Genomic DNA, 21,166 nt, shown 5'->3' on the forward strand with positions numbered 1-21,166 from the left:
AGCCAGAGCAGGGACTAAGAGATAGATAAAGTGGTGGCTGGATCGGGTGATGTTAACTTCAAGTGATAACGAGTACACAATGAAGCTTAACCATACATTTTTGACAGCAAGATCTATTATCGGAATAGTTCAGCCCGTTCCTACTATCGATAGATAGATTATTTCAACGCCGGACGGATAAGCTTGAGCTAGTTCCTTTTGTGTGAAAAACTACTTTCACCTTCTTATTTATAAGAATTGCAAAGCTGATTATGAACGAAATTCAAGTTGCCCTGATTGAAGACCATGATTTGACACGAGTGGGCCTACGGACCGCTCTCCAGCAACGGGGCGCAGTTAAAGTTATTGGTGAGGCTGCCACCGGTACTGAAGGATTAAAGTTACTAGAAACTGCTAAACCCGATGTAGCAATTGTGGATATCGGCTTGCCCGATATGGATGGAATCGAACTAACCAGGCGATTTAAGCAAATGCTGGCTGAGTCAGATTCCCCTGAGCCATCCACCACTAAGGTCATGATTTTGACCATGAATGACAACGAGGATGCCGTTCTAGCAGCTTTTGCGGCTGGGGCTGACTCTTATTGCATGAAAGACGTGAATGTGGATAGGCTGCTAGAAGCGCTGAGAGTTACCAACGAAGGCAATAGCTGGATTGATCCAGCGATCGCTCGTGTGGTGCTGCAACAAACCCGCCAGCCTTCGTCTCAAACCGTTAGCAGCATCCCTAGCGAAATTCACACAGTTGCGATTAACGCTGCTGATGACGAATACAGCCAAATGATCGAGGCTTACCCCTTGACCGAGCGGGAGCTAGAAGTTCTAGAGCTAATTGTGGCAGGTTGTAGCAATGCGGCGATCGCCGAAAAACTCTACATCACGGTTGGCACTGTGAAAACCCACGTTCGCAACATCCTCAACAAACTCTGCGCGGATGACCGGACTCAAGCCGCAGTTCGCGCCCTCCGTTCTGGTCTAGTTGGCTAAACTAGCCGTTACTTTGTTTACTCTCCGGGCTGGAGCGACTAACCTCAAACTTCCTCCAGGCGAGAGTTTATCCTTTGTCCTGCCCATTTTAGTGACGCGATCGCAGTTCGTTCCGGTTGGTTATGGGTGGGACTTTTTTAGGCTCAAGTTTGCGCTGCGTAACCCGTTTTAACCTATACCCGTTTCTCTAGAATTTGGGTTTCATCTGTTAGGGTTCCCCTAATCTAGGGTACTTTTGAATTTGAGATGATGTGTGGCCGAGGTGCCGGGACCAGCTTGCAACTCGCTGCTCTGTTCTGTCCGCTTGTTTGATTATTAGTCGAATAGCGTTACTCTGACTACTTTCAAGCCACCATCACAATTAACCTGTCAAGTGGAGTACCGCATGAGCCAGGGCAGTGGGGGCAAGCTCAAACTGATGGTCGTAGACGACGAACCCGACAACTTAGATTTGTTGTATCGGACCTTTCGGCGTGATTTTGAAGTTTTCAAAGCTAGCAGCGGTCTCAACGCGCTCCAATCTCTAGATCAAGAGGGAGAGATGGCAATTATCATCTCTGACCAACGCATGCCTGGAATGAACGGCACGGAATTTCTGAGCAAAACAGTCGAGCGCTTCCCCGATACGATTCGTATTGTTTTGACGGGTTACACCGATGTTGAAGACTTAGTAGAAGCCATCAATACAGGTAAGGTTTTCAAGTACATCACTAAACCTTGGATGCCTGATGAGCTGAAAACAGTCGTGCAGCAAGCGGCAGAAACTTATCAGGTTTTGAAGCAGAGAACGAATGAGTTGCAGCGAGCCCTCAGACGCGAATCGCTATTTAATGCTATGACGAGTGCGATTCGAGAGTCGTTAGACTATCGCAGCATGCTACAGACGATTGTGGAAACCATTGGCAGTGGTTTTGAGGCGACCTGCTGTATCTTGCGGCCCGTTGAGAGCGATCGCCTCACCGCAGAATTCTTTTCCTACCAAGCCCCTACCCAAGCAGAACTCTTAAGTTCGAGTCACTACCTTTCTGGCAGCCAAGCTGAGGCCGACTCACTCACTCATCAAGCACTGACAACTCGCCAAACTCAACTAGCCCCTACAGGGGTGACATCCCCTGAGCTAGCGCAGCTCGTTATTCCGCTGACTTATCAGCAAGAACTGCTCGCCGTCCTGGCACTTTACCAAGACAGTACAGTCTCTATCTGGCCGCCCGAAGACATTCAACTGATTGAAGGGGTTGCAGAACAAGCCGCTCTAGCCATTTCCCAAGCTAAGCTCTACCAACTCATTCAAGAGCAGACGCAACAAATGCGAGCGGAGCTAGAAGTTGCTCGCCAAATTCAAACCAATTTGCTACGGCAAAGCTGGCCAGAGGTTGAGGGAGCCAAGATTCAAGCCTGCTGCTATCCAGCTCGTGAAGTCGGTGGTGATTTCTTTGAAGTCTATGTTCATCCGCAAGGCGATATTTGGTTGACAGTCGGAGATGTCTCTGGCAAAGGAGTCCCAGCCGCTTTATTTATGGCCAGTGCTATTTCCGTGCTACGGCGAGAACTTGCTCAAGAAGCTCCGCCTGAACCAAATATCGTGATGCAGAACTTAAACAGCGGCTTGTCAGAGGATTTAGTCAGTAACAACTGTTTTATTACAATGGTTTTGGCCCGTTATACACCCGCCACGGGTCAGCTAGTCTATGCCAATGCGGGTCACGTTTATCCGCTAGTATGGTCTCACCAGGCCGTGATTTCAGCCAGTTCTTCAGAAACGTTACCAATAGAACCAACTTACTTAAAAACTCGGGGCGTCCCACTGGGCATTCTACCTATTTGGAAGGCGGCGGCAGGCAATGTAGTTCTGAATTCAGGAGAAGTATTTCTGCTGACTAGTGATGGTATTACTGAGGCAACAGTTAACGCAGAAGGGATCGGTGATGGCACTCCTCTGAGTGCAAGTTCGATGTTGCAGCAAACAGGCCTCTGGCAGCTTCTCACCCAAGAGCGAACTCCCTTAAACCTCAATACCCTCCTGGAGCGCATTCAAGCGCATAACCCCATTCAGGAAGATGACCAAACCATTCTCTCTCTGGAGGTTCTGTAGTCCATGAGAACTGAGCTTCACGTACCCAGCGACTTGAAGTTTTTAACTATTGTTGAAAACTGGCTGCTAGGCTCCTTAGAAGTTGAGCTAGGCAACCATGTGGATTGGCCAAAGCAATCAAATCGCCTCCGTCTAGTGTTAGTCGAAGCGTATTCTAACGTCGTGCGTCATGCCCACCGCAATCAGCCCAACCTACCGGTGTTGATTCGCTTAGAACTCAAAGATCGCGACATTGCTCTAGAGATTTGGGATCACGGCAAAGGGTTTGATCTTTCCACCTATTTGCCCCCCACCCCGGAAGATAAGCAGGAAAGTGGCTATGGATGGTTAATTCTAAACCGTCTCATGGACCGAGTGGAATACCGACTTCAGGTGAATGGCCGCAACTGTCTCAAATTAGAAGCAAGTCTGCCTGAAGAAGCAAATTCTAAACTCAATTCTCATTCAAAAACGGATTGACCAAGCAGTTTATGCCTTAACGCTGAAGATTTAACAGTTCTTGAGGGGACGCCAAGAGCTTAACAGTAACGGAAGTAATTCTTTCTTGGGCGTCTAGAATAAAAAGCCAAGAGACGTTGACACTGAACCAAGGCGTTTGGACTTTGCCAGCTACTTGTGCTTGAAGACAGTTATTGTCTACTTCCTCAGTAATTCCTTGTTCAGGCTGTAGCACCATGCCTGCTGCTTCTTTTTGCAGATAAGCAGCGATCGCTTCTGCCCCTACTAGCGGTGGCTCGAACGGTGCATTCATCACACCCTCAGCCGTAAACAACTGGCTTGCTGCTTCAAAATCAGCCGCGTTGAGCCTTTCAAAGTATCGGAGAATTGTTGGTTCTGTAATTCCTGCGATTGAAATGGTTACTTGATTAGAAGTTACTTGATTAGGAACAGTGGAATTAGACATAGTTAGACTTACAAATTCAGTTGTAATCGCAAAGCTAGTGAAGCCAGCCTTCCTTACAAACGCTGAACTACAGTAATCAATTAAATTCAGCTTCAAAGGATGCAACTAGACTAAAGAAAAGCAACTGACCAAAGCTTGCCCCCGCAGATGGATTTCCCTGATCTCCGAAGTAACAATAGGGTTTCAAATTACGAATTACGAACCACAAATTACAAATTGATGTTACTTACCAAGTCGGCAGCCAACGGCGCAGTTGCCAATCGGAGGGAGACAGGGGGAGTCCCAGGTAGAGGGGTAGCCAGAAGATAAAGGCCAAAATGATCAGGAAAATGGCTGTAGCACCTGCAACTCGGAACCAATACTGGCGGCTGTGGAGCCAGCGATCGATGAGCCACGCGATCGCAAGTAATGAGAAGACAGAAGCACCCATGTAGTGGTAGAGAAAGGTGCAGCGGCTGACTCGCATCCAGGGGATCACGTTGGCCCAATAGTTGACGACGATGTAAACGCCAATCCACAAGTCCATTGACCCAGTTATCGACCCAGGGGTTGATCGAGTGAGGGGAGGAGTGGCGATCGCTTGGTCGGAGGGTGGGTTAGAGGTAGCGTCCATGGTGTCGGCTTGTTGCACCCAGTTGTAGAAACGGGTTCCTAGCATCCACATCACCAACAAAATGCCAGCCGTAGAGAGCCACCAGAGCGCGGGATTGCCCATCGCGTGAATGTCGTAAACCACTTTCACGGCTGCCTGGGGTAGGGGAGGCTTGGCAGGTACGATATCGCTGGTGGTTTGGGCAGTTTCGTAGAGGTAAACAATGGGACGCTGCATGAAAAACCAGCTGTGCCAGTCAGAGCAGTAGGGGTGAACTTTGGGGCCATTGCCAACCTGCTCGTGATACGACAAAATTCGTTTCTGTACGTCCCAGAAGTTGGGGCTGGGATTGAGCTGGAGATGAGGAATCCAGCTCAGACTGTAAGTTAGAACTGGGACAACTGCCAAACTTGTAATGGCGGCAATCGGATTGAGTTGAGTCAGCTTGCGCAGGGGAGAAATGAATTGCTTACCGCTGGGTGTGACGGTAAGGTCCGCTGTTGCTCCCCAAAACTTGGCAACCAAGCGCATGATCCAAGCGGTAAACCACAACAAATAAGCCCCGAACAAAAACCATAAGCCATTCCACTTGACAGCAGCAGCAGCGCCAAAGGCAATACCTGCTAGGATCAGCCACCACCAGCGTTTTACGCCTCTTCGATCTAGCGATCGCAAGAAAAACCACTGCCCTAACAGGCCAAAGCTGATTAGATAGACATTGACTAGGGCGTAGCGAGACTCAACTAAAAATAGGCCATCCAAGGCGGAGAGTAAGCCCGCAACCAAGGCATAGCTACGACGACGGGTAAGCTGATAAGCAATGCCCATGACAATCAAGGGAATGAATGAACCCACTAGGGCATTCAGCCAACGGTAGCTAAAAGGGGACAGCAGCGAACCTGTGAGGGAGTTTTTAACCGCATTCGCGCCCCAAGGAGTAAGGTTGCCGAGCCAGATACCAATGGCAATCAGGTATTTGCCCAGGGGTGGATGTCCATCAAAAAAAGGCCGCTGGGTCAGGTAGTTGTTGGCAAAGGTGGCGAAGTAAACTTCATCGAAGACTAGCATGTTGAAGCGACTCAGGCCCCAGAACCGCAGCACGATCGCCAATAAGAAAATGCCAGCGGTGCCTAGAATGAACCAAAGCTGAGGCTGCTTAGACAACTGCTTAGACCAGGCCATAAACCAACTCTCAATCCCCTAACTTCTGCTGCCTTGCTGTAAGGCTTAAGCGTCGCAATGAACTTTGCTCCATCAACGATACGGCAAAAGCTTGTCTTCTCCTACACTTCGCTCCCTTAGATTTTTAGAGAAGTGATGCAGAAAGGCAAAATGTAGGCGATCGCTTAGAATTCCTTAACCCAAAATTGTTCAGCTAGGCATGGTGCATTAGCGTCGGAACTTAATTTTTTTCGGACCCGCCTCAATTTGGGGAGGGTTGCGCTTCAAGGCCAAATAAAGCTTGCACTTGGGCTAAAGGTAATTGCCAAAGTTGCTCTGGTTGCCAAGTATCAGGCTCAAGGCGCGATCGTTGTCCTCGCTGGTAAGCTTGCTTTAGCCGTTCCCAAGGCATTTGGCTAAATTTTGGAGTTTGGTTTTGTGGAAGCTGCTGGTAAAGCAGGCGCAGCAATCCTAACCCAATCAGGAGGTTGGTGGTGCTGAATTTGGTTCCGAGCAGAAAGGCCTGCACTTCGGCCTCCCCGATTGAGTCACTACCGTAGCCTGTCAGAATATGAATGCCGTCATGCAGTTGTTTGCGCCGAGAACCTGTGGTGAGTGGTGATAGGCCATGCTGGTCTAGAAAATCGGCCCAGGCTCGCCCAAAGGTGCCCGCAGGCAGCGATCGCAAGGTTGTCAGATTCACAATCGTTGGGACGTTGCGCCCTCGTAGCTCAGCGATGCGATCAATTAATTTAAAGAATCTTTCGACTCTAGGATTCGATGCGGGTGTGGCAGCAGTTTGGGCATTCATGTTTGTGTTCCAGATGTGTTCCAAAGACTGTCGGCTTAAAAATGCAGGGGCGAACCAGCGATCGCCCCTGGCAAAATCAACAAAGGTTTAACGGTTTAGAGCGCTTAACAATCCAACTTACAGGGCTAGAGTAGCTAGGAGCTATTGCTGTTGCCCTTGCCGTCTTTGCTGTCGAGTTTGCTTCAGTTCATTCAGCGTTTGCCGCTGCTCCTCGGTGAGCACTGCTTCCATGCGCTGACGGGACGCTTGCTTAATTTCTTGGATGCGAGTTTGTTGCTCGGCTGAGAGATTGAGGTTGGCAAATGGGCCTCTGCGCTCTCTGTTTTCTCCTTGGGGTCTAGCTTGGCCCTGGGCTCTGGCTGCTTGTCTTTCAGCCCTGGTGGCTTGTCGCTGTTCCTTGGCTGCCTCCAGTTGTTGCCGTTGCTCTGCGGTCAAAACTTGCTCGATTTGAGCTTTCGCTTCTGCATGAATTTGCTGCATCTGCGCCCTTTGTTCCGCAGATAGATTTAAAGCGTTCATGCCTTTCATCCGGGGACCGCTTTGGCTCGGTGTTCCTGTGTCAGACTGGGCCTGAACGACTTGGGTCGCGAGTGGAGCAGCAGCTAGAGTCATGGCGATCGCGCCTGCTAGCAAAGGAATCAGTTTCAGTTTCATAGTTGAAATCTTTTGTGAGGTAGCTCAGTCATTCGTGGATGAGCCAATCATAAAAAATTGGTTCTCCACACACCTGAGGAGAAGGTCATGAAATCGGCATGACTTTAGTCATGGATGATGGCGTAGGACTCAGGCATAAAAGCAGTAGTTCAAGGAAAGGTAGTGCTCTTACAGTAGAAAGCAGCACCCTTGATTTTGCTAATCCGCAAACTTCCGTGAGTCAGCCGCTAAAAGTTCCAACTCATCCATTTCCCTTCTTGCTGTATCTAGAGTGGGCTCTGCTCGGTGTCGCGACACTTTCGGAGCTGTTCTTTGTGCCGCTGCCACGGATGCGTCAGTTTCCTCTGATGACGCTCCTGAGTATTGGCGGCTTGTGGCTGATGGGGCTACGACTGCCTGTGGGCCAAGCTGGATGGCTGAAGCTGCTGTACACAGGGTTGGAGTTTAGCCTAATTGTTTTGGCGGGAGGCTTGAGCCCACGGGGAATCCGGGTTTTTCCGTTTCTCTATTTGGTTTTAGTCATTCGCAGTTGTTTGCTGTTTAAGCTGCCTGGACGCTTGATGGTGACAGGGCTAGCGTTTTCTGCCTTCCTACTGACGCTGCTTTACCGCATGCAAACGCTGAATCTGCCCGGACGACCGATGGTGCAAGACCGCATCCGGTTTCTGATTCTCAATTTGACGTTGAATGCGGCTTTGTTGTTTGGGTTGATTCTGATCTTGGTTTTGTTTTTGATTAATGCGCTGCTGGCAGAGCGCGAAAGCCGAGAAAAGCTGGCGATCGCGAATGAACAACTACGCCAATATGCCCTGCGAATTGAAGACCAAGCCACCCTGCAAGAACGCAACCGCATTGCTCGCGATATTCATGATTCCCTCGGTCACGCTTTGACAGGGTTGAACATTCAACTGGAAGGAGCCTTAAAGCTTTGGCAAACCAACCCCACCAAAGCGCAAGCCTTTCTAGCGGAAGCAAAACGGTTGGGATCAACAGCATTGCAAGCAGTCCGACAGTCTGTAGCAGCTTTGCGCTCCGATCCGCTGCAAGGGCAATCTGTAGAGATGGCGATCGCCCGCCTAGCCCAAGAATTTCACTGTACAACCGGAATTTTGCCAACTTGCGAAATCGAACTGACGCGATCGCTGCCGCTAGAAGTCAAAACTACGGTCTACCGAATTGTCCAGGAATCTTTGACTAACATTTGCAAATACGCTGCGGCCAGTGCGGTGCAAATTCAGCTCAGGACGGCGAAAGACATCCTGCTCTTACAGGTTCAGGATGACGGCAAGGGCTTTGAAGTGAATGAAAATACCACTGGCTTTGGAATTCAGGGGATGCAGGAACGGAGTTTGGCATTGGGCGGTCACTTTACCATTGAAAGTCAACTAGGATCGGGTTGTCGCATTCTAGCCAAGCTGCCTTTACCGAAACTGCCCTCATGATCCGCGTTCTACTAGTCGATGACCAAAGTATTCTGCGCCAGGGTTTGAAAGCACTGCTGGAGCTAGAGCCAGACCTGGATGTGGTGGGAGATGCCAGTAACGGGCAAGTTGCGCTCCAACAAGTAGAAGCACTGCAACCCGATGTGGTGCTGATGGATGTGCGGATGCCTGTAATGGATGGGGTTGCCGCTACCAGAAGCATCTGCCAACGCTTTCCAGCAATTAAAGTCTTGGTATTGACCACCTTTGATGACGATGAATACATTGCTGAAGCCATGCGAGTGGGGGCGATCGGCTATCTGCTTAAAGATACGCCTTCGGAGGAGCTGGCTGCGGCGATCCGAGCTGTTTATAAGGGATACGCCCAATTTGGCCCAGGTATTTTTCAGAAAGTGCTTTCTCACATGGGGCCGAAACCGAGTGCGAGTGCTAACTCACCTGCTGAGCCGTTGCCTCCAGGATTGAGCGAACTCACGCCCAGAGAACGGGAAGTGTTGCGCCTGATTGCGGCGGGTTCTAGTAACCGAGAAATTGCGCAGACTTTGTTTATCTCAGAAGGTACGGTCAAAAATCACGTCACTAATATTCTGAATCGGCTGAATTTGCGCGATCGCACTCAAGCAGCTATCTTCGCCAATGCTTGTTTAGCGTTGCTGAATGACGGAAGCGGTAGCCTGTAAACTCAGATCGGCAAGTTTTGGTTGAGTAGAAAATTGGTGCCAACTGCTACGACTTCTGTTACCTACCCCAAGCGCAATCCTCAGGCTCGTTTGCGGCTATTTTGCTTTCCCTACGCGGGCGGCAACTCTTTCATCTTTCGACCTTGGCTGAATCACTTGCCATCAGATGTTGAACTAGGCGCGATCGAGATACCTGGGCATGGCACACGCATGGCCGAACCGCTATTAACTCGGATGCCTGAGTTGGTAGCAGCGATCGCCTCAGATCTCCTGCCCCACCTAGACAAACCTTTTGCGTTTTTCGGCCACAGTATGGGAGCCTGGGTCAGCTTTGAGGTAGCTCGCTGGTTACAAGCCCATGAGCACTTATGTCCGGTGCATCTTTTTGTGTCTGGGTCACGGGCTCCTCAATTGCCTAACTTGCGATCGCCACTACACCAGTTACCAGAAGTGGAATTCGTCGCAGCGTTGCGTCGGCTACAAGGCACTCCAGAAGCAGTTTTAGAGCATACGGAGCTGATGGAGTTAATGCTGCCGATTCTCCAGGCTGACTTTACGGTGCTAGAAACCTACACATATTCACCTCAAACTCCCCTACCTTGCTCAATCACAGCGTTTGGAGGATTGCAGGATATAGATGTGTCTCCGGAGATGTTACAAGCTTGGCAAACCCAAACTAGTGCTAGTTTTTCTCACCGAATGCTACCAGGTAATCACTTTTTCATTCACTCAGACCAAACGTTGCTCCTAGAACTTTTAGCCCAAGAACTCACTCAAGTTGTCAGCTATCTACTTGAGTATGCCTCTCTCAAATTCCCTCCAGATTTAAGGAGTTAGGGGGGCCAAATGCAGCATTGTGAGGACAATCCTTGGCAGCCGCCACCCGCCGATTTGAAGTTGGCTCAGGATGAAGTACATGTCTGGTGTATGGTGCTAGACCAAGACCCAGCGTTGGTTGAGCAGTTTCATGCAACCCTAGCCAGCGACGAACAGGAACGGGCCGCGAAATTCTATTTTCCTAAAGATAGGCAGCATTTTATTGTGGCGCGAGGCTTACTACGCCTAATCTTGGGCCGCTACCTCAACCAATCACCCGTTCAACTACATTTTGCCTACAACACCTACGGCAAGCCCAGGTTAGAAGCTACTCCATCGCTACATTTCAACTTATCTCACTCGAAGGGATTGGCTCTATTGGGAGTGTCGAGCGATCGCGAACTAGGAATCGACCTCGAATATATCCGCACGGATTTTCCCGTTGATCAGGTAGCTAAATCTGTCTTTTCAGTTTCAGAGCAAAATATCTTGCGATCGCTGCCTGACGCCCTCAAACCTGAAGCATTCTTTAATGCCTGGACTCGTAAAGAAGCTTATATCAAAGCTTTGGGGCAAGGGTTGTCGATTCCGCTCAATCAGTTTGATGTAGCGTTCGTCCCTGGCGAACCTGCGGCTTTGCGAGAAGTCAGAGGGACTTGGTCAAACGCCCACAACTGGACTTTGCAGCACCTCAGCCCTGCGCTTAACTATGCAGGTGCGATCGCAGTAGCAGGATCAGGCTGGCAACTCAAGGCTTGGCGCTGGTTAAATGGCTGAAAGGCAAGTGGTAGGATGAAAGCCAGCATCGCTAAACCCTGAAGTTTATTGGTATTTAGGTGCAACTGAAAAACGCCATTATTGCTCACAAAGCAGGAGATGCGACCAGTCGGCGCTGGGCGGAAAAATGTGCTCGGCAATTAGAAGACCGAGGTTGTAAAGTCCTGATGGGACCAAGCGGACCCAAGGATAATCCCTACCCTGTGTTCTTGGCCTCAGCCACTCATCCAATCGATTTGGCGCTGGTTTTAGGTGGGGATGGCACAGCGCTCTCCGCGACCAGACACTTGGCTGCCGATGGCATTCCGATCTTGGCGGTGAATGTGGGTGGGCATTTGGGATTCCTTACCGAATCTTCAGAGGAGCTGAGCGATTCAGAGCGAGTTTGGGATCGGCTGCTAGAAGACCGTTTTGCGGTGCAGACCCGGATGATGGTACAAGCAAGTGTGTATGAAGGACATCGTACCAATCTTGATCCAGTGAGCGATCGCTACTTAGCCCTGAATGAAATGACGGTGAAGCCTGCCTCTGCCGATCGCATGATCACTTCCATTTTGGAAATGGAGATAGATGGTGAGGTAGTGGATCAGTACCAGGGAGATGGCCTGATCGTAGCGACGCCCACCGGGTCTACTTCCTACACGGTGGCTGCCAACGGTCCCATCGTGCATCCAGGGATGGAAGCGCTTGTCGTCACCCCGATTTGCCCCTTAAGCCTTTCCAGCCGCTCGATTGTGTTGCCGCCGGGATCGGTGGTGAGTATTTGGCCCTTGGCAGACAACGACCTCAGCACCAAGCTCTGGATGGATGGAGTGATGGCAACTTCGATTTGGCCAGGGCAGCGTGTGGATGTGCGCGTGGCAGACTGCCAAGCCAAGTTTATTATTTTGCGAGAAAACTATTCTTACTACCAAACACTGCGAGAAAAGTTGCAATGGGCTGGCGCTAGGATTCGCTACAGCAACAACCACCGTAACTAAATACCGGAATTAAAGCGAGGGGGACAGATTATTAGGTGGAACATAGGTTGACTCAATAGCTTGGTTGTGTCGTTACGCTTTATACAGTTGCACCCAACTGATTGAAAAATTCCTCCAACCCTAACGACTCAACCCTTCTAGCTTGTAGTCTGTGCTGATTCGTTCCTAAGAATAACGGAATCAGACAAAGTGAGCTAGCAAATTTTGTCCGTTGCTTTACGGTTGGCAGAGAGAAGTAATTGGCTGAATTTGGTGGCCCTCAAAAGTTCTGGGGAACTCTATCAACAAATAGCCAGCATCTCAGTCACCTAGGAATTGCAACTGCCCGATCTCGTGAATTTTAACTATGAAAAGTCACCTTGTGGCGATCGCGGAGTTATCTACTGCCGATCGCGAGGCTATGTATGGCCTATTAAGCACTCATTTTTCCGGAGTCAAGCGAGCGGTTTTTGAAGCTGACTTGAGTACCAAAAACTGGGTGATCTTATTGAAAGATGAGCGATCGCAGACCCTCAAGGGTTTCTCCACAATTCTGATGTATGAAACTGAGTTTGAGGGTGAGGATCTGACCGTTGTCTACTCTGGCGACACGATCATGGACCCCAGCGCTTGGTCTAGTTCAGCGCTCTCACGGGCTTGGATCGCCTCTGTCAATCAATTACGGCGCAAATATCCTCGTGGCAAACTTTATTGGCTCTTGATCTCCTCTGGCTATCGTACCTACCGCTTTTTACCCACGTTTTGGCAAGAATTTTATCCTCGCTATGATGCCCTCACCTCTCCCACAATGACTAGATTGATGCAATTTCTAGCGCAGCGGCAGTTTGGCGACTGTTATGACGCTACCACTGGAATTGTCCGTTTTCCCCATCCGCAACAGCTCAAGGGACAGCTTCAGGGAATTCCAGTAGAGCGCTGCAAAGATCCACATATTGATTTTTTTGCCAGCCAGAACCCACATCACAATCAAGGAGATGAGTTGGTGTGCTTAGCAGAGATTACCGAAACTAACTTAACGCCAGCAGGACGGCGGATGTGGTTCGCCACGCTAGAACCTGCGGCCCTGGTGTAACGACTCATGAGTAGCAAAGCTGGGACGTGGACAGAAACCTTTAATCATCCCGATCGCTTTATCCAAGGGTGGCATTGGGCACTGCGATCGCGAGATCTCAAAGTAGGGCAGGTCAAACCTGTGCAGCTGTTGGGGCGAGAGTTGGCAATCTACCGCAACCAAGATGGCCAAGTGGTGGCCCTAGATGCATACTGCCCACATATGGGGGCACATTTGGCGGAAGGCAAAGTAGATGGCACAGGCATTCGCTGTTTCTTCCATAACTGGAAATTTGATTCTCAAGGGCATTGTGTAGATGTGCCTTGCTTAGGGAAAATGATTCCTGCCAAACTCTCCAGTTGGCCAGCCGTCGAGCATTACGGCTTGATTTGGGTTTGGACGGGAGAGACACCCCAGCAATCTCTACCCTTTGTCCCAGAGCTAGAACATACACACTGTGACGTGATGTTTGGCTCGCATTTTTTCAAAAACTGCCATCCGAATGTGCTGCTGATCAATGCGATCGATGCTCAGCATTTCAATACGGTGCATAACTTTCCGATTCAGATTGTGTTCCGCACAGAGACGCTGCATCGCAATGCCATCACCTTCAGTAACACGACACGGGGTGGCGATGAATCTTGGCTAATGCGGTTGATTCTGCCGTTTTATAAAAATGAGGGCACCTACAGCATGTGCTACTGGTATGGCAGCACGGGTACAGTCACCCTCGGCCCCGATTTTCTCCACTTCTACATCATGTTTACTCTACGGCTGTTGGAAGGTGGTAAAACAGAAGGACAAACCGTTTTAATCACCAAAAAGCGACCTGGGCTTCTGGGTTGGCTGTTGAATCGACTAATTCTATTCGTTACCCAATTAGTCGGCAACTACTTTGCCAAAGGTGATACTCAGGTCTTTCAGACGATTAAATTCAACCTCAAAACTCCGACCAAAGCGGATCAATCTATCGTTCAGTTCATGCAGCATGTCGAGCAACAGCAACCGCTGGCTTGGGGAACTTGGGAGCCAACTTCAGAACTAGCGCAAGCACCTGTGACAGAAAAACTACAGACTAATTCTGGGACGCAACCTGAGCCAGAACGGGTTTGGGAGGCTGTATGAAAACAGTCCTGATTACAGGCTGCTCCTCTGGATTTGGACGCGGCATGGTGGATGAGTTTCTCCGGTGCGGTTGGCAAGTGATCAGCACGATGCGGCAAGCAAACCAACGCCGAGGGCTACTGGCAGAATCGCTAGAGAAGTATGGCGATCGCTTAACAATCCTCGATTTGGATGTCACCGATCCGACTCAACGAGAGACAGTTACAGAGTATGTACGCCAAAAAGGAGATTTAGATTGTCTGGTAAATAATGCAGGCGATCGCTTTTTCGGCCCCCTGGAGGATCTCAGCGAAGCTCAACTGCGGCGACAAATGGAGGTAAATTTCTATGGTCCCGCGCTGCTGACGCGAGCTTTACTACCTGGGATCCGGACAGCGCAGGGCACGATTGTTTTTGTCTCCTCGACGTTTGGTTATACAGGTTTCCCGCTGACCTCCGCTTACTGCGCTAGTAAATATGCTTTGGAAGGCTTGGCTGAGAGTCTGTATTACGAGCTAAAGCCGCATGGCGTGCATGTTGCCCTGATTGAACCAGGAGCCAGCCACACTAACTTTGGTCACGATCCGGGTTGGGCAGAAGGAGATTCGGAAGTTTATCAGTTACAGATGCAGAATTATCACTTGCTGAAGGAGCGATTACGGGCCAAATCCCCCAACAACACAATCCAAGTGGCTCAACAAGCGGTGGCTTTGGCAGAAGGGCGATCGCGACGCTTACGAGTACGAGTCGGACAGGATGCAACATTGGTGTATTTCTTTCAACGGCTCGTACCTGATTGGATTCGCCTGCCCTTGATCGATCGGTTCTACCGTCGGATCTTTTTACGGAGGCCAGCTTAATGAATCCGAACATTGCTGGATTTGATCTACCTCTGCTTGATGAAGGAGACAAACTCAATCGGATTTTGGCTTCCACTTTAGGTAATCAGCTACCCACAGCAACACAGCTTTCCTACTCCTACCAGTCAATCTCGCAACTACCACAACCTTATTGGGATGCAACGCATTTTGGTCTGGAACGGGTGGCGATCTTTCAGGATGCTAGTTCAACTGAACAACAGGCGATCGCGCAGATTGCTAGCCAAGGATTGTTGCTAGAAGCCTACTTCGTGGAAAAAGCGGGGATGGGCTACATGGCTAAGATGCTCTTGCTGGCAGAAACTCTAGAGGAACGAATGCTCTACAGTCTCTTCGCTGCCGAGGAAGCAACCCATTTAGCTCAGATTCGAGGTTTCTTTGCTCCGCAGGATGAGGGGGAAGAAAAAGAGTCGACTAGCACAGACGATCCGTTTCTCCGGTTTCTGTCAGATCTCTTAGAGACAGAGGACAAAGCCATCTTGCTATTTATCATTCAGGTGGTGTTGGAAGGATGGGGGCTGAGCCACTATCGCAGTTTAGCCAAGGGATGCTCTCACTTGGAGTTAGGCCAATTGTTTGAGCAATTTCTCCAAGCCGAAGCGCGTCATCATGGTTCTGGCTTGATGCTGTTTAACCAAATATCTTTGTCTAAGCCAAGCCAAAGCGCCATCGTAGAAGCATTGATTCTGTTTCTTCGTATGGTACAAGTTGGGCCGCAGAGAGTCTTAAGTGCGATCGCTCAAGTCAAAGGAGATCTATCGCGATTGCAACAAATTCAAGTTTTGCAAGAGTTAGAAACTGAGATCCAGAGCGGGGCGCGGTTGAGTTATTTACGCTCCCTGATGCAGAAAACCACTGCTCACGCCATTGTCCAAGAATTAGAGGAACGTGGTTCTTTCAAACCCTTCCCAGCGGAGAAATGTATATGAACAATTTATTTGACGACCCTCAAACAAATACCTTGCTGAAGAATCAAAAGGTTTACCGCAAGCTGCAAATTAACTACCAACGCAACCAGCAACAAGATCAAACTGCCGCGATCGATGCCGCTGCTGCCAACTTTAACTATGACCACTGCAAAGATGAATACTGGAACCCGGAGGAGTTCTCCCTGCTTTACGGCACTCCTTTGTGGGAGCAAGCCAGCTCTAGCCAACGCATTGTATTAAACCATCTTTATTGGGTAGCTTATTACTCGCAGATTGTCTCAGCGGAGATCGCGACGATTTTCTTTAACCAGACAAGCGCGGCGGGTCTCTATGCTCAAGAAGATTTCCGCTTGGTCTGTGACACTTTGGATCTAGAGTCAGCCCAAGAACGAGCCCATATTCAGGCATTCAGAACCATCGCTAGTCAGACAGAGGCAGCCTTGTTCGGTCAACGGGTTTTTACGTATCCCATGCGGGGACCGTTTGCAGAGACAGTGATCTTTGCCGATACCAACGCCCTAAAACTCTGGTGGAAGCAGGTTCAGCTCAAATGTTTTGGCTTGTTGTCTTCAGATAACACCTTTCTAGCGTGCCAATATTTCACGGTTCGGGGAGTGCGGACACTGAACGGCAAACTGGTACAGCATAAGCTCAGCGCTTACTACCAAAAGCATCCTGATCCAGAGAATGCACCGATTCCCAGCCAAATTTCCTACTATCATTTCTTGGATGAGAGTTTCCATTTCAACAGTTCTACGATTCTGTCTCATGATGTCGTGAAGTGCTTAAAGCCTCCGACAAAGTTTGAACAAACGGTCGCAAACTTAGGGTTGCGGGGTTGTCAGCGCGATCATTATCATTTCTCCGCAGCCATCAACGGCATCTTTTGGTATGACCCAGCTCTGTATAGAGCGATCTATCAAGTGCTGCGATCGCCTGTATTTGAGATGAGCGATCGCGAAGCTAAAGAAATGATAATGGCTTGCTTTACTCAAGAATCCGAAGGATTGCACCGCAGCTATCAAACGCATCAAGAGGCAATGGAATCGTACAAGGTATATGTCGATAAGCTCGATTATGTCTGGCAGAGTAATCGGGAAATGTCTTTGATGGCAGCCAATTCTATTCCTAAATATTTAGCAACTCAGCAACGAGCCATGCAGAATTTTTTGGCTACAGGAGAAGTTGCTTCTGTGCCGCGATCGCAGTCAACCTTTATTTCCACGCCTGCGGAAGTGGCTAACGCGGTTTTGGAGGAGGCGAGTTGAACATGCAATTCATTCCTTCCACTTTACCTGATCTCAAAGCTCCAGTTTTTAACAATGGAAATGTCGTAGCTCAAGGCTGGTATATCATCTGTGCGAGTCGTGATTTATCAGTTGGTCGAGCAAAGTCTTTTGATCTGTGTGGTCTAAGAATAGCTGTATATCGGGGCGAAGATGGGGAGGTTCGAGCTTTAGATGCCTATTGCCCTCATTTGGGCACCGACTTGAGCCTAGGACGAGTCGATGGCAATATGATTCGTTGCTTTTTCCATCACTGGGCCTTTGATGGCGCTGGTAAATGCCAAGACATCCCTTGTCAAGCTCAAATTCCAGATAGAGCCAAGATTCAAGCTTATGCTACCGACGAGAAATATGGCTTTATTTGGGTGTATCCAGACAGCCAAGCGCCAGAACCTGTAGTTGAGTTTGACGAGTTAAAAGGTAAATCCTTGGTTGTTTGGCACGATCCGCCTTTGGAGCGGCACTGCCATCATCACATCTGCATGATGAATGGCATCGATGCACAACATTTACGAACGGTTCACAAGCTCAATGTTGAGATGGAATTATCTCTCGATCGCAATGCAATCGGTAACGTGATTGATTTCACCATGTGCGGAGAGATTCCTGGTAAGACGTGGCGAGAAACCGTACTTCAGAGATTTTTAGGTAAAAGGTATGAGTATTCCATGCGCTACGCCGATGGCTGTATGGGATTGCTAACCATGATGAAAAATGTGCGATTGGTGTCACCGCTACATATGATTTACGCCTACACACCGATCGCGCCTAACAAAACTCGGATTCAACCGATTTATGTAGCAGCGAAAAGACCAGGAATTTGGGGTTGGTTCGTAACGCGATCGCTCCTACTCCTCACTCGCCTGAGCTACTACTTTCTTCGTGATGAAGATGGCCTGATCTACAACAACATCCGGTTTGATCCGCAAGTGCTTCTGGGTATTGATGCACCGTTAGTGAAATATATGAACTATGTGAATCAGCTCAAACCTTCGCTCTGGTCAAAATGTTTTTCTAAGCAGAAATCATCCGAAGTTTAAACGTTTTTATTTGTATCTAATGTAGTGAGGCAGAGCATTCGACCTATAGCCTTTGCAGTTGTCGGAAGAACATCTACCGAATGCTTCGCCTCTACAGGTGCAGCCCAAAATATTTCATTAATAATTATTTGACTCCTGGTTTTTATCATGAACGCGTCCTGTTGTGTGGTTCACTTTCCGAATGCAAACTATGCATCCCTTACTCTAGAACCCCACCAGCATCTAGCCGAGCAGCTCACAGTCCAAAATTCTCCGGTGCTGTTTGGTTGTCGCACAGGTCTTTGTGGAACCTGTTTGGTTACCGTGACCGGGGAGCTGTCACCACCTAGTGCCGCCGAACAAGAGATTTTGGATATGCTAGCACCTGGGAATCCTCAAGCCAGATTGGCTTGCCAAATCGATGTGATGGGAGAAATCGCGATCGCGCCTCTGACGGAGGTTATATGAAATTTGAGGATTTCTGGTATGTGGTGGCTCAAAGTGAGCAACTAAAACCCAATAAAGTTCTATCTCGGACTGTATTGGGAGAATGGCTAGCGGTTTTTCGAGATGAGAATGGTGAAGCTGTCGCTCTACGCGATCGCTGTATGCACCGCAACAGTCGGCTATCTAGTGGTCAGGTATGCCAAGGACAGGTGCATTGTCCGTATCACGGCTGGGTATATGACAACAATGGAACTGTCGTAGCAGTGCCAGCAGAAGGAGATGACTTCAAGCAGCTTCAAGCTCGACGGGTGAAGCATTACGAGACTTGTGAGCAAGATGGTTATGTCTATGTACGCCTGACCGACCAGCCGAGTGAGGAATTTGAGCCCTTTCCGATGCCTCACTACCAAGAGCCAGGCTGGGCAACGGTACGAGTGATCAACCGCTTCCGCAATAATGTCACGAACTGCGCTGAGAACTTTATTGATATTCCGCATACGGCTTCTGTACATCCTGGTGTTTTCCGTACGCCTCGCAGACAAAAGCTAGAGATGACAGTAGAGCGGCAAAAAGGAGCAGTGCGGGCAGAATACCGAAACGAAACTACGAATCTGGGTTGGTACGCCAAATTTCTCAATCCCAAGGGCGGCAAGATTCGCCATACAGATTATTTCTTCATGCCCAATGTCACCAGCGTCGAGTATGACATGGGGCCGTATCGCCAACTGTGGATTACCAGTCAATCCGTCCCAGAAACAGAAGATTCCACCTTGGTCTATACCGATGTTACTTACAACTATGGCATTTGGAATCAATTGGCGCGTCCCTTCATCCATTGGACAGCTCAACACATCATCGGTCAGGATGTGGCAGCGTTGGACTTGCAGCAAGAAGTGATTAAGAAATACGGTCAGAAATTTGCTAATACTCCGGCGGATACGATTCATACATTCGTGGAATCGATTCGCGATCGCATTGCTGCTGGTGAAGATCCCCGTCTGTTGCCTGATCAGTCGGTTCAAGTCACGTTCTGGGTGTAGGGATGGCGATCTTTGCTGCTTTTGTTACTTTACTATTGTTGACCGTAACTCGCGATCGCTGCTTTAATCTCCTCTTGCAGAAGAACCGAGAAGATTGGCTGCTAGATATGTCAGGTTTATTGGTTCAAGGAGTGGTGATTCCTGCTCTACAACTACTATTGGTTTATCAACTATATCAATGGTTGTTACCTGCCTGGAAAGGAGGTTTAGAGCTACCTCTTGGGCTAGGGTTCCTGCTCAGCTTTGTTTTCGTAGATTATCTCTATTATTGGAACCATCGCCTGCTCCATCATCGCTTCTGGCCTTGGCACCAAGTTCATCACACCGTTACTCAAATGGACGTGTTGGGCACCTCTCGCAATACGCTATGGAGCAGCTTTTTTATTCTGTATCTGTGGATTCATCCCTTGTTTCTCTTTCTGTTGCAGCATCCAGCAGGTTATGTTTTGGGAGTCACCTTAACTGCAATTTTGGATCTGTGGCGACATAGTGCGATCGCTCCTGATCCTCAGAGTTTGATTTATTGTTGGCTTTCACCTTGGCTTGTTTTGCCCCAAGACCATGCTTGGCATCATGCCCAACCTCAGGGCTGCAATTATGGAGCGAATCTGAAGCTGTGGGATCAATTGCATGGGACTTATTACGAATGCGATCGCGCTCCAGAAGCATTGGGGATTGAGACGAATTTGACGTTATCTCAGAAGCTATTTTGGCCTTTTTAGGGATAGGGAGTTGATCGATGGAGACTCATCAAACGGAGATAAACCTAACCCCCCAACCCCGTTCCCTGCCAGGGAAGGGGGAGCAAATAGTGAACCAGATGAAGGTAGAGCGGCAGGGAATGACTTGGCTTAGCGCTATATTGGCTTGCTTTCCGGTGCTGGTGATGTTGTTAGCAGGAGGTTCTTTTCTGGCAATCTGTATCTCTCCTAGCGTTTGGACTGTTTTACTGGTGCTGTTTTCGCTTTATGGCATGCCGCTATTGATTTACCGCATCCATAATCACTTTTATCCTCAGTTAGAAGGCATTAGCTATCTGCAAGGAAAAGAGTATTCGCCTTGGTGGGGGAGTCATCAAATTCAGGCTGTCTATATTGCCTTTCCAGCTTTAGAAACTGTGCTGCGTTTAATTCCTGGTGCCTTCTCCTTTTGGTTGCGGCTGTGGGGTTCCAAAATAGGCAAAGGTGTTTATTGGACTCCCCATCTGGAGATTGCCGATCGCGGATTGTTAGAGATAGGCGATCGCGTCATTTTCGGTCATCAGGTGGGTCTCTATCCGCACATTATTAAGCCTCGAAAGCAAGATTTGATGCTGTATGTCAAACAGATCAAAATCAGAGACGGTGTGTTTTTAGGGGCTTGGAATCACCTTGGGCCTGGGGTTGTTGTACAAGCAGAAACATACATCCCCGTTTTTACGCATGTGTACCCTAACCAAATGATTGATCAGAGCAAAGTTCAAACTCTTTTAGCCAAACAGCAACATCAACCCTCAAAACTTGAGTAATCCTAAAATT

23 protein-coding genes are annotated in these 21,166 nt (G+C 49.0%); 19 read left to right on the forward strand and 4 right to left on the reverse strand.

Translation table 11 applies throughout. The features are described 5' to 3' along the window. The first annotated feature begins 251 nt into the window (after positions 1-251). The 4 genes from H6F72_RS12805 (at position 252) to H6F72_RS12820 (ending at position 3,537) form a co-directional block, all read left to right on the forward strand. Positions 252-986: a response regulator transcription factor gene (locus H6F72_RS12805; protein ID WP_190435775.1), complete on the forward strand. Its 735-nt coding sequence runs from the start codon at positions 252-254 to the stop codon at positions 984-986. Then, positions 979-1,158 carry a hypothetical protein gene (locus H6F72_RS12810; RefSeq protein ID WP_190435777.1) on the forward strand — a complete coding sequence of 60 codons (180 nt, stop codon included), beginning with the start codon at positions 979-981 and terminating at the stop codon, positions 1,156-1,158. The genes H6F72_RS12805 and H6F72_RS12810 overlap by 8 nt, the downstream gene beginning before the upstream one ends. Before the next feature lie 213 nt (positions 1,159-1,371). Further along, positions 1,372-3,078, forward strand: coding sequence for a SpoIIE family protein phosphatase (locus H6F72_RS12815; protein WP_190435780.1), 1,707 nt, complete (start codon positions 1,372-1,374; stop codon positions 3,076-3,078). A 3-nt stretch (positions 3,079-3,081) separates the two neighbouring features. Continuing rightward, entirely contained in the window at positions 3,082-3,537 is a 456-nt protein-coding gene (locus tag H6F72_RS12820; protein ID WP_190435784.1) for an anti-sigma regulatory factor, read from the forward strand. Between the two features lie 16 nt (positions 3,538-3,553). Here H6F72_RS12820 and H6F72_RS12825 read toward each other — a convergent pair whose 3' ends face one another. The 4 genes from H6F72_RS12825 to H6F72_RS12840 form a co-directional block, all read right to left on the reverse strand. Further along, positions 3,554-3,982 (reverse strand): nuclear transport factor 2 family protein, encoded by a 429-nt coding sequence (locus H6F72_RS12825; protein ID WP_190435787.1) that lies wholly within the window; start codon positions 3,980-3,982, stop codon positions 3,554-3,556. 226 nt (positions 3,983-4,208) lie between these two features. Next, a complete protein-coding gene (locus H6F72_RS12830) occupies positions 4,209-5,756 on the reverse strand; it encodes a dolichyl-phosphate-mannose--protein mannosyltransferase (protein ID WP_190435789.1) in 1,548 nt (515 codons plus the stop codon). Positions 5,757-5,997: 241 nt separating this feature from the next. Next, entirely contained in the window at positions 5,998-6,546 is a 549-nt protein-coding gene (locus H6F72_RS12835; RefSeq protein ID WP_190435792.1) for a Coq4 family protein, read from the reverse strand. Between the two features lie 141 nt (positions 6,547-6,687). Beyond that, positions 6,688-7,200, reverse strand: a complete 513-nt coding sequence (locus H6F72_RS12840; RefSeq protein ID WP_190435795.1) for a Spy/CpxP family protein refolding chaperone — start codon at positions 7,198-7,200, stop codon at positions 6,688-6,690. Between the two features lie 98 nt (positions 7,201-7,298). Here H6F72_RS12840 and H6F72_RS12845 point away from each other — a divergent pair, with 98 nt between their 5' ends. The 15 genes from H6F72_RS12845 (at position 7,299) to H6F72_RS12915 (ending at position 21,156) form a co-directional block, all read left to right on the forward strand. Next, entirely contained in the window at positions 7,299-8,642 is a 1,344-nt protein-coding gene (locus tag H6F72_RS12845) for a sensor histidine kinase (protein ID WP_199299064.1), read from the forward strand. Further along, positions 8,639-9,322 (forward strand): response regulator transcription factor, encoded by a 684-nt coding sequence (locus tag H6F72_RS12850; RefSeq protein ID WP_190435798.1) that lies wholly within the window; start codon positions 8,639-8,641, stop codon positions 9,320-9,322. The genes H6F72_RS12845 and H6F72_RS12850 overlap by 4 nt, the downstream gene beginning before the upstream one ends. Before the next feature lie 36 nt (positions 9,323-9,358). Next, positions 9,359-10,159 carry a thioesterase II family protein gene (locus tag H6F72_RS12855; protein WP_370527496.1) on the forward strand — a complete coding sequence of 267 codons (801 nt, stop codon included), beginning with the start codon at positions 9,359-9,361 and terminating at the stop codon, positions 10,157-10,159. Between the two features lie 9 nt (positions 10,160-10,168). Then, on the forward strand, positions 10,169-10,915 hold the full coding sequence (locus H6F72_RS12860) for a 4'-phosphopantetheinyl transferase superfamily protein (RefSeq protein ID WP_190435801.1): 747 nt from the start codon (positions 10,169-10,171) through the stop codon (positions 10,913-10,915). A gap of 59 nt (positions 10,916-10,974) precedes the next feature. Next, positions 10,975-11,895: an NAD(+) kinase gene (locus H6F72_RS12865; protein WP_190435805.1), complete on the forward strand. Its 921-nt coding sequence runs from the start codon at positions 10,975-10,977 to the stop codon at positions 11,893-11,895. Between the two features lie 346 nt (positions 11,896-12,241). After that, complete coding sequence (locus H6F72_RS12870) at positions 12,242-12,967, forward strand: hypothetical protein (RefSeq protein WP_190435809.1); 726 nt, start codon at positions 12,242-12,244, stop codon at positions 12,965-12,967. Between the two features lie 6 nt (positions 12,968-12,973). Further along, a complete protein-coding gene (locus tag H6F72_RS12875) occupies positions 12,974-14,071 on the forward strand; it encodes an aromatic ring-hydroxylating dioxygenase subunit alpha (protein ID WP_190435812.1) in 1,098 nt (365 codons plus the stop codon). Then, on the forward strand, positions 14,068-14,910 hold the full coding sequence (locus H6F72_RS12880) for an SDR family oxidoreductase (protein ID WP_190435815.1): 843 nt from the start codon (positions 14,068-14,070) through the stop codon (positions 14,908-14,910). The genes H6F72_RS12875 and H6F72_RS12880 overlap by 4 nt, the downstream gene beginning before the upstream one ends. Beyond that, positions 14,910-15,857, forward strand: a complete 948-nt coding sequence (locus tag H6F72_RS12885) for a ferritin-like domain-containing protein (RefSeq protein ID WP_190435818.1) — start codon at positions 14,910-14,912, stop codon at positions 15,855-15,857. Before H6F72_RS12880 ends, H6F72_RS12885 begins: the two co-directional genes overlap by 1 nt. Beyond that, positions 15,854-17,125, forward strand: a complete 1,272-nt coding sequence (locus H6F72_RS12890) for a P-aminobenzoate N-oxygenase AurF (protein WP_242016911.1) — start codon at positions 15,854-15,856, stop codon at positions 17,123-17,125. Before H6F72_RS12885 ends, H6F72_RS12890 begins: the two co-directional genes overlap by 4 nt. 2 nt (positions 17,126-17,127) lie before the next feature. Continuing rightward, positions 17,128-18,183 carry a Rieske 2Fe-2S domain-containing protein gene (locus H6F72_RS12895; protein WP_190435820.1) on the forward strand — a complete coding sequence of 352 codons (1,056 nt, stop codon included), beginning with the start codon at positions 17,128-17,130 and terminating at the stop codon, positions 18,181-18,183. A 147-nt stretch (positions 18,184-18,330) separates the two neighbouring features. Next, positions 18,331-18,630 (forward strand): 2Fe-2S iron-sulfur cluster binding domain-containing protein, encoded by a 300-nt coding sequence (locus H6F72_RS12900; protein WP_190435823.1) that lies wholly within the window; start codon positions 18,331-18,333, stop codon positions 18,628-18,630. Further along, a complete protein-coding gene (locus H6F72_RS12905; protein WP_190435826.1) occupies positions 18,627-19,649 on the forward strand; it encodes an aromatic ring-hydroxylating dioxygenase subunit alpha in 1,023 nt (340 codons plus the stop codon). The genes H6F72_RS12900 and H6F72_RS12905 overlap by 4 nt, the downstream gene beginning before the upstream one ends. Positions 19,650-19,651: 2 nt before the next feature. Continuing rightward, positions 19,652-20,371, forward strand: a complete 720-nt coding sequence (locus tag H6F72_RS12910; RefSeq protein WP_190435829.1) for a sterol desaturase family protein — start codon at positions 19,652-19,654, stop codon at positions 20,369-20,371. Between the two features lie 17 nt (positions 20,372-20,388). Then, positions 20,389-21,156 carry an acyl transferase gene (locus H6F72_RS12915; protein ID WP_242016912.1) on the forward strand — a complete coding sequence of 256 codons (768 nt, stop codon included), beginning with the start codon at positions 20,389-20,391 and terminating at the stop codon, positions 21,154-21,156. Positions 21,157-21,166 lie beyond the last annotated feature (10 nt).

It is taken from the genome of Trichocoleus sp. FACHB-46 (assembly GCF_014695385.1).
In the GTDB taxonomy this organism is placed as follows: Bacteria; Cyanobacteriota; Cyanobacteriia; order FACHB-46; family FACHB-46; genus Trichocoleus.

What these genes read in the sequence shown, in the direction of transcription:
- H6F72_RS12805 (WP_190435775.1), top strand. Translation starts at nt 252, where the DNA reads ATGAACGAAATTCAAGTTGCCCTGATTGAAGACCATGATTTGACACGA.
- H6F72_RS12815 (WP_190435780.1), top strand. Translation starts at nt 1,372, where the DNA reads ATGAGCCAGGGCAGTGGGGGCAAGCTCAAACTGATGGTCGTAGACGAC.
- H6F72_RS12820 (WP_190435784.1), top strand. Translation starts at nt 3,082, where the DNA reads ATGAGAACTGAGCTTCACGTACCCAGCGACTTGAAGTTTTTAACTATT.
- H6F72_RS12825 (WP_190435787.1), bottom strand. Translation starts at nt 3,982, where the DNA reads ATGTCTAATTCCACTGTTCCTAATCAAGTAACTTCTAATCAAGTAACC.
- H6F72_RS12830 (WP_190435789.1), bottom strand. Translation starts at nt 5,756, where the DNA reads ATGGCCTGGTCTAAGCAGTTGTCTAAGCAGCCTCAGCTTTGGTTCATT.
- H6F72_RS12835 (WP_190435792.1), bottom strand. Translation starts at nt 6,546, where the DNA reads ATGAATGCCCAAACTGCTGCCACACCCGCATCGAATCCTAGAGTCGAA.
- H6F72_RS12840 (WP_190435795.1), bottom strand. Translation starts at nt 7,200, where the DNA reads ATGAAACTGAAACTGATTCCTTTGCTAGCAGGCGCGATCGCCATGACT.
- H6F72_RS12845 (WP_199299064.1), top strand. Translation starts at nt 7,299, where the DNA reads ATGACTTTAGTCATGGATGATGGCGTAGGACTCAGGCATAAAAGCAGT.
- H6F72_RS12850 (WP_190435798.1), top strand. Translation starts at nt 8,639, where the DNA reads ATGATCCGCGTTCTACTAGTCGATGACCAAAGTATTCTGCGCCAGGGT.
- H6F72_RS12860 (WP_190435801.1), top strand. Translation starts at nt 10,169, where the DNA reads ATGCAGCATTGTGAGGACAATCCTTGGCAGCCGCCACCCGCCGATTTG.
- H6F72_RS12870 (WP_190435809.1), top strand. Translation starts at nt 12,242, where the DNA reads ATGAAAAGTCACCTTGTGGCGATCGCGGAGTTATCTACTGCCGATCGC.
- H6F72_RS12875 (WP_190435812.1), top strand. Translation starts at nt 12,974, where the DNA reads ATGAGTAGCAAAGCTGGGACGTGGACAGAAACCTTTAATCATCCCGAT.
- H6F72_RS12880 (WP_190435815.1), top strand. Translation starts at nt 14,068, where the DNA reads ATGAAAACAGTCCTGATTACAGGCTGCTCCTCTGGATTTGGACGCGGC.
- H6F72_RS12885 (WP_190435818.1), top strand. Translation starts at nt 14,910, where the DNA reads ATGAATCCGAACATTGCTGGATTTGATCTACCTCTGCTTGATGAAGGA.
- H6F72_RS12890 (WP_242016911.1), top strand. Translation starts at nt 15,854, where the DNA reads ATGAACAATTTATTTGACGACCCTCAAACAAATACCTTGCTGAAGAAT.
- H6F72_RS12895 (WP_190435820.1), top strand. Translation starts at nt 17,128, where the DNA reads ATGCAATTCATTCCTTCCACTTTACCTGATCTCAAAGCTCCAGTTTTT.
- H6F72_RS12900 (WP_190435823.1), top strand. Translation starts at nt 18,331, where the DNA reads ATGAACGCGTCCTGTTGTGTGGTTCACTTTCCGAATGCAAACTATGCA.
- H6F72_RS12905 (WP_190435826.1), top strand. Translation starts at nt 18,627, where the DNA reads ATGAAATTTGAGGATTTCTGGTATGTGGTGGCTCAAAGTGAGCAACTA.
- H6F72_RS12910 (WP_190435829.1), top strand. Translation starts at nt 19,652, where the DNA reads ATGGCGATCTTTGCTGCTTTTGTTACTTTACTATTGTTGACCGTAACT.
- H6F72_RS12915 (WP_242016912.1), top strand. Translation starts at nt 20,389, where the DNA reads ATGGAGACTCATCAAACGGAGATAAACCTAACCCCCCAACCCCGTTCC.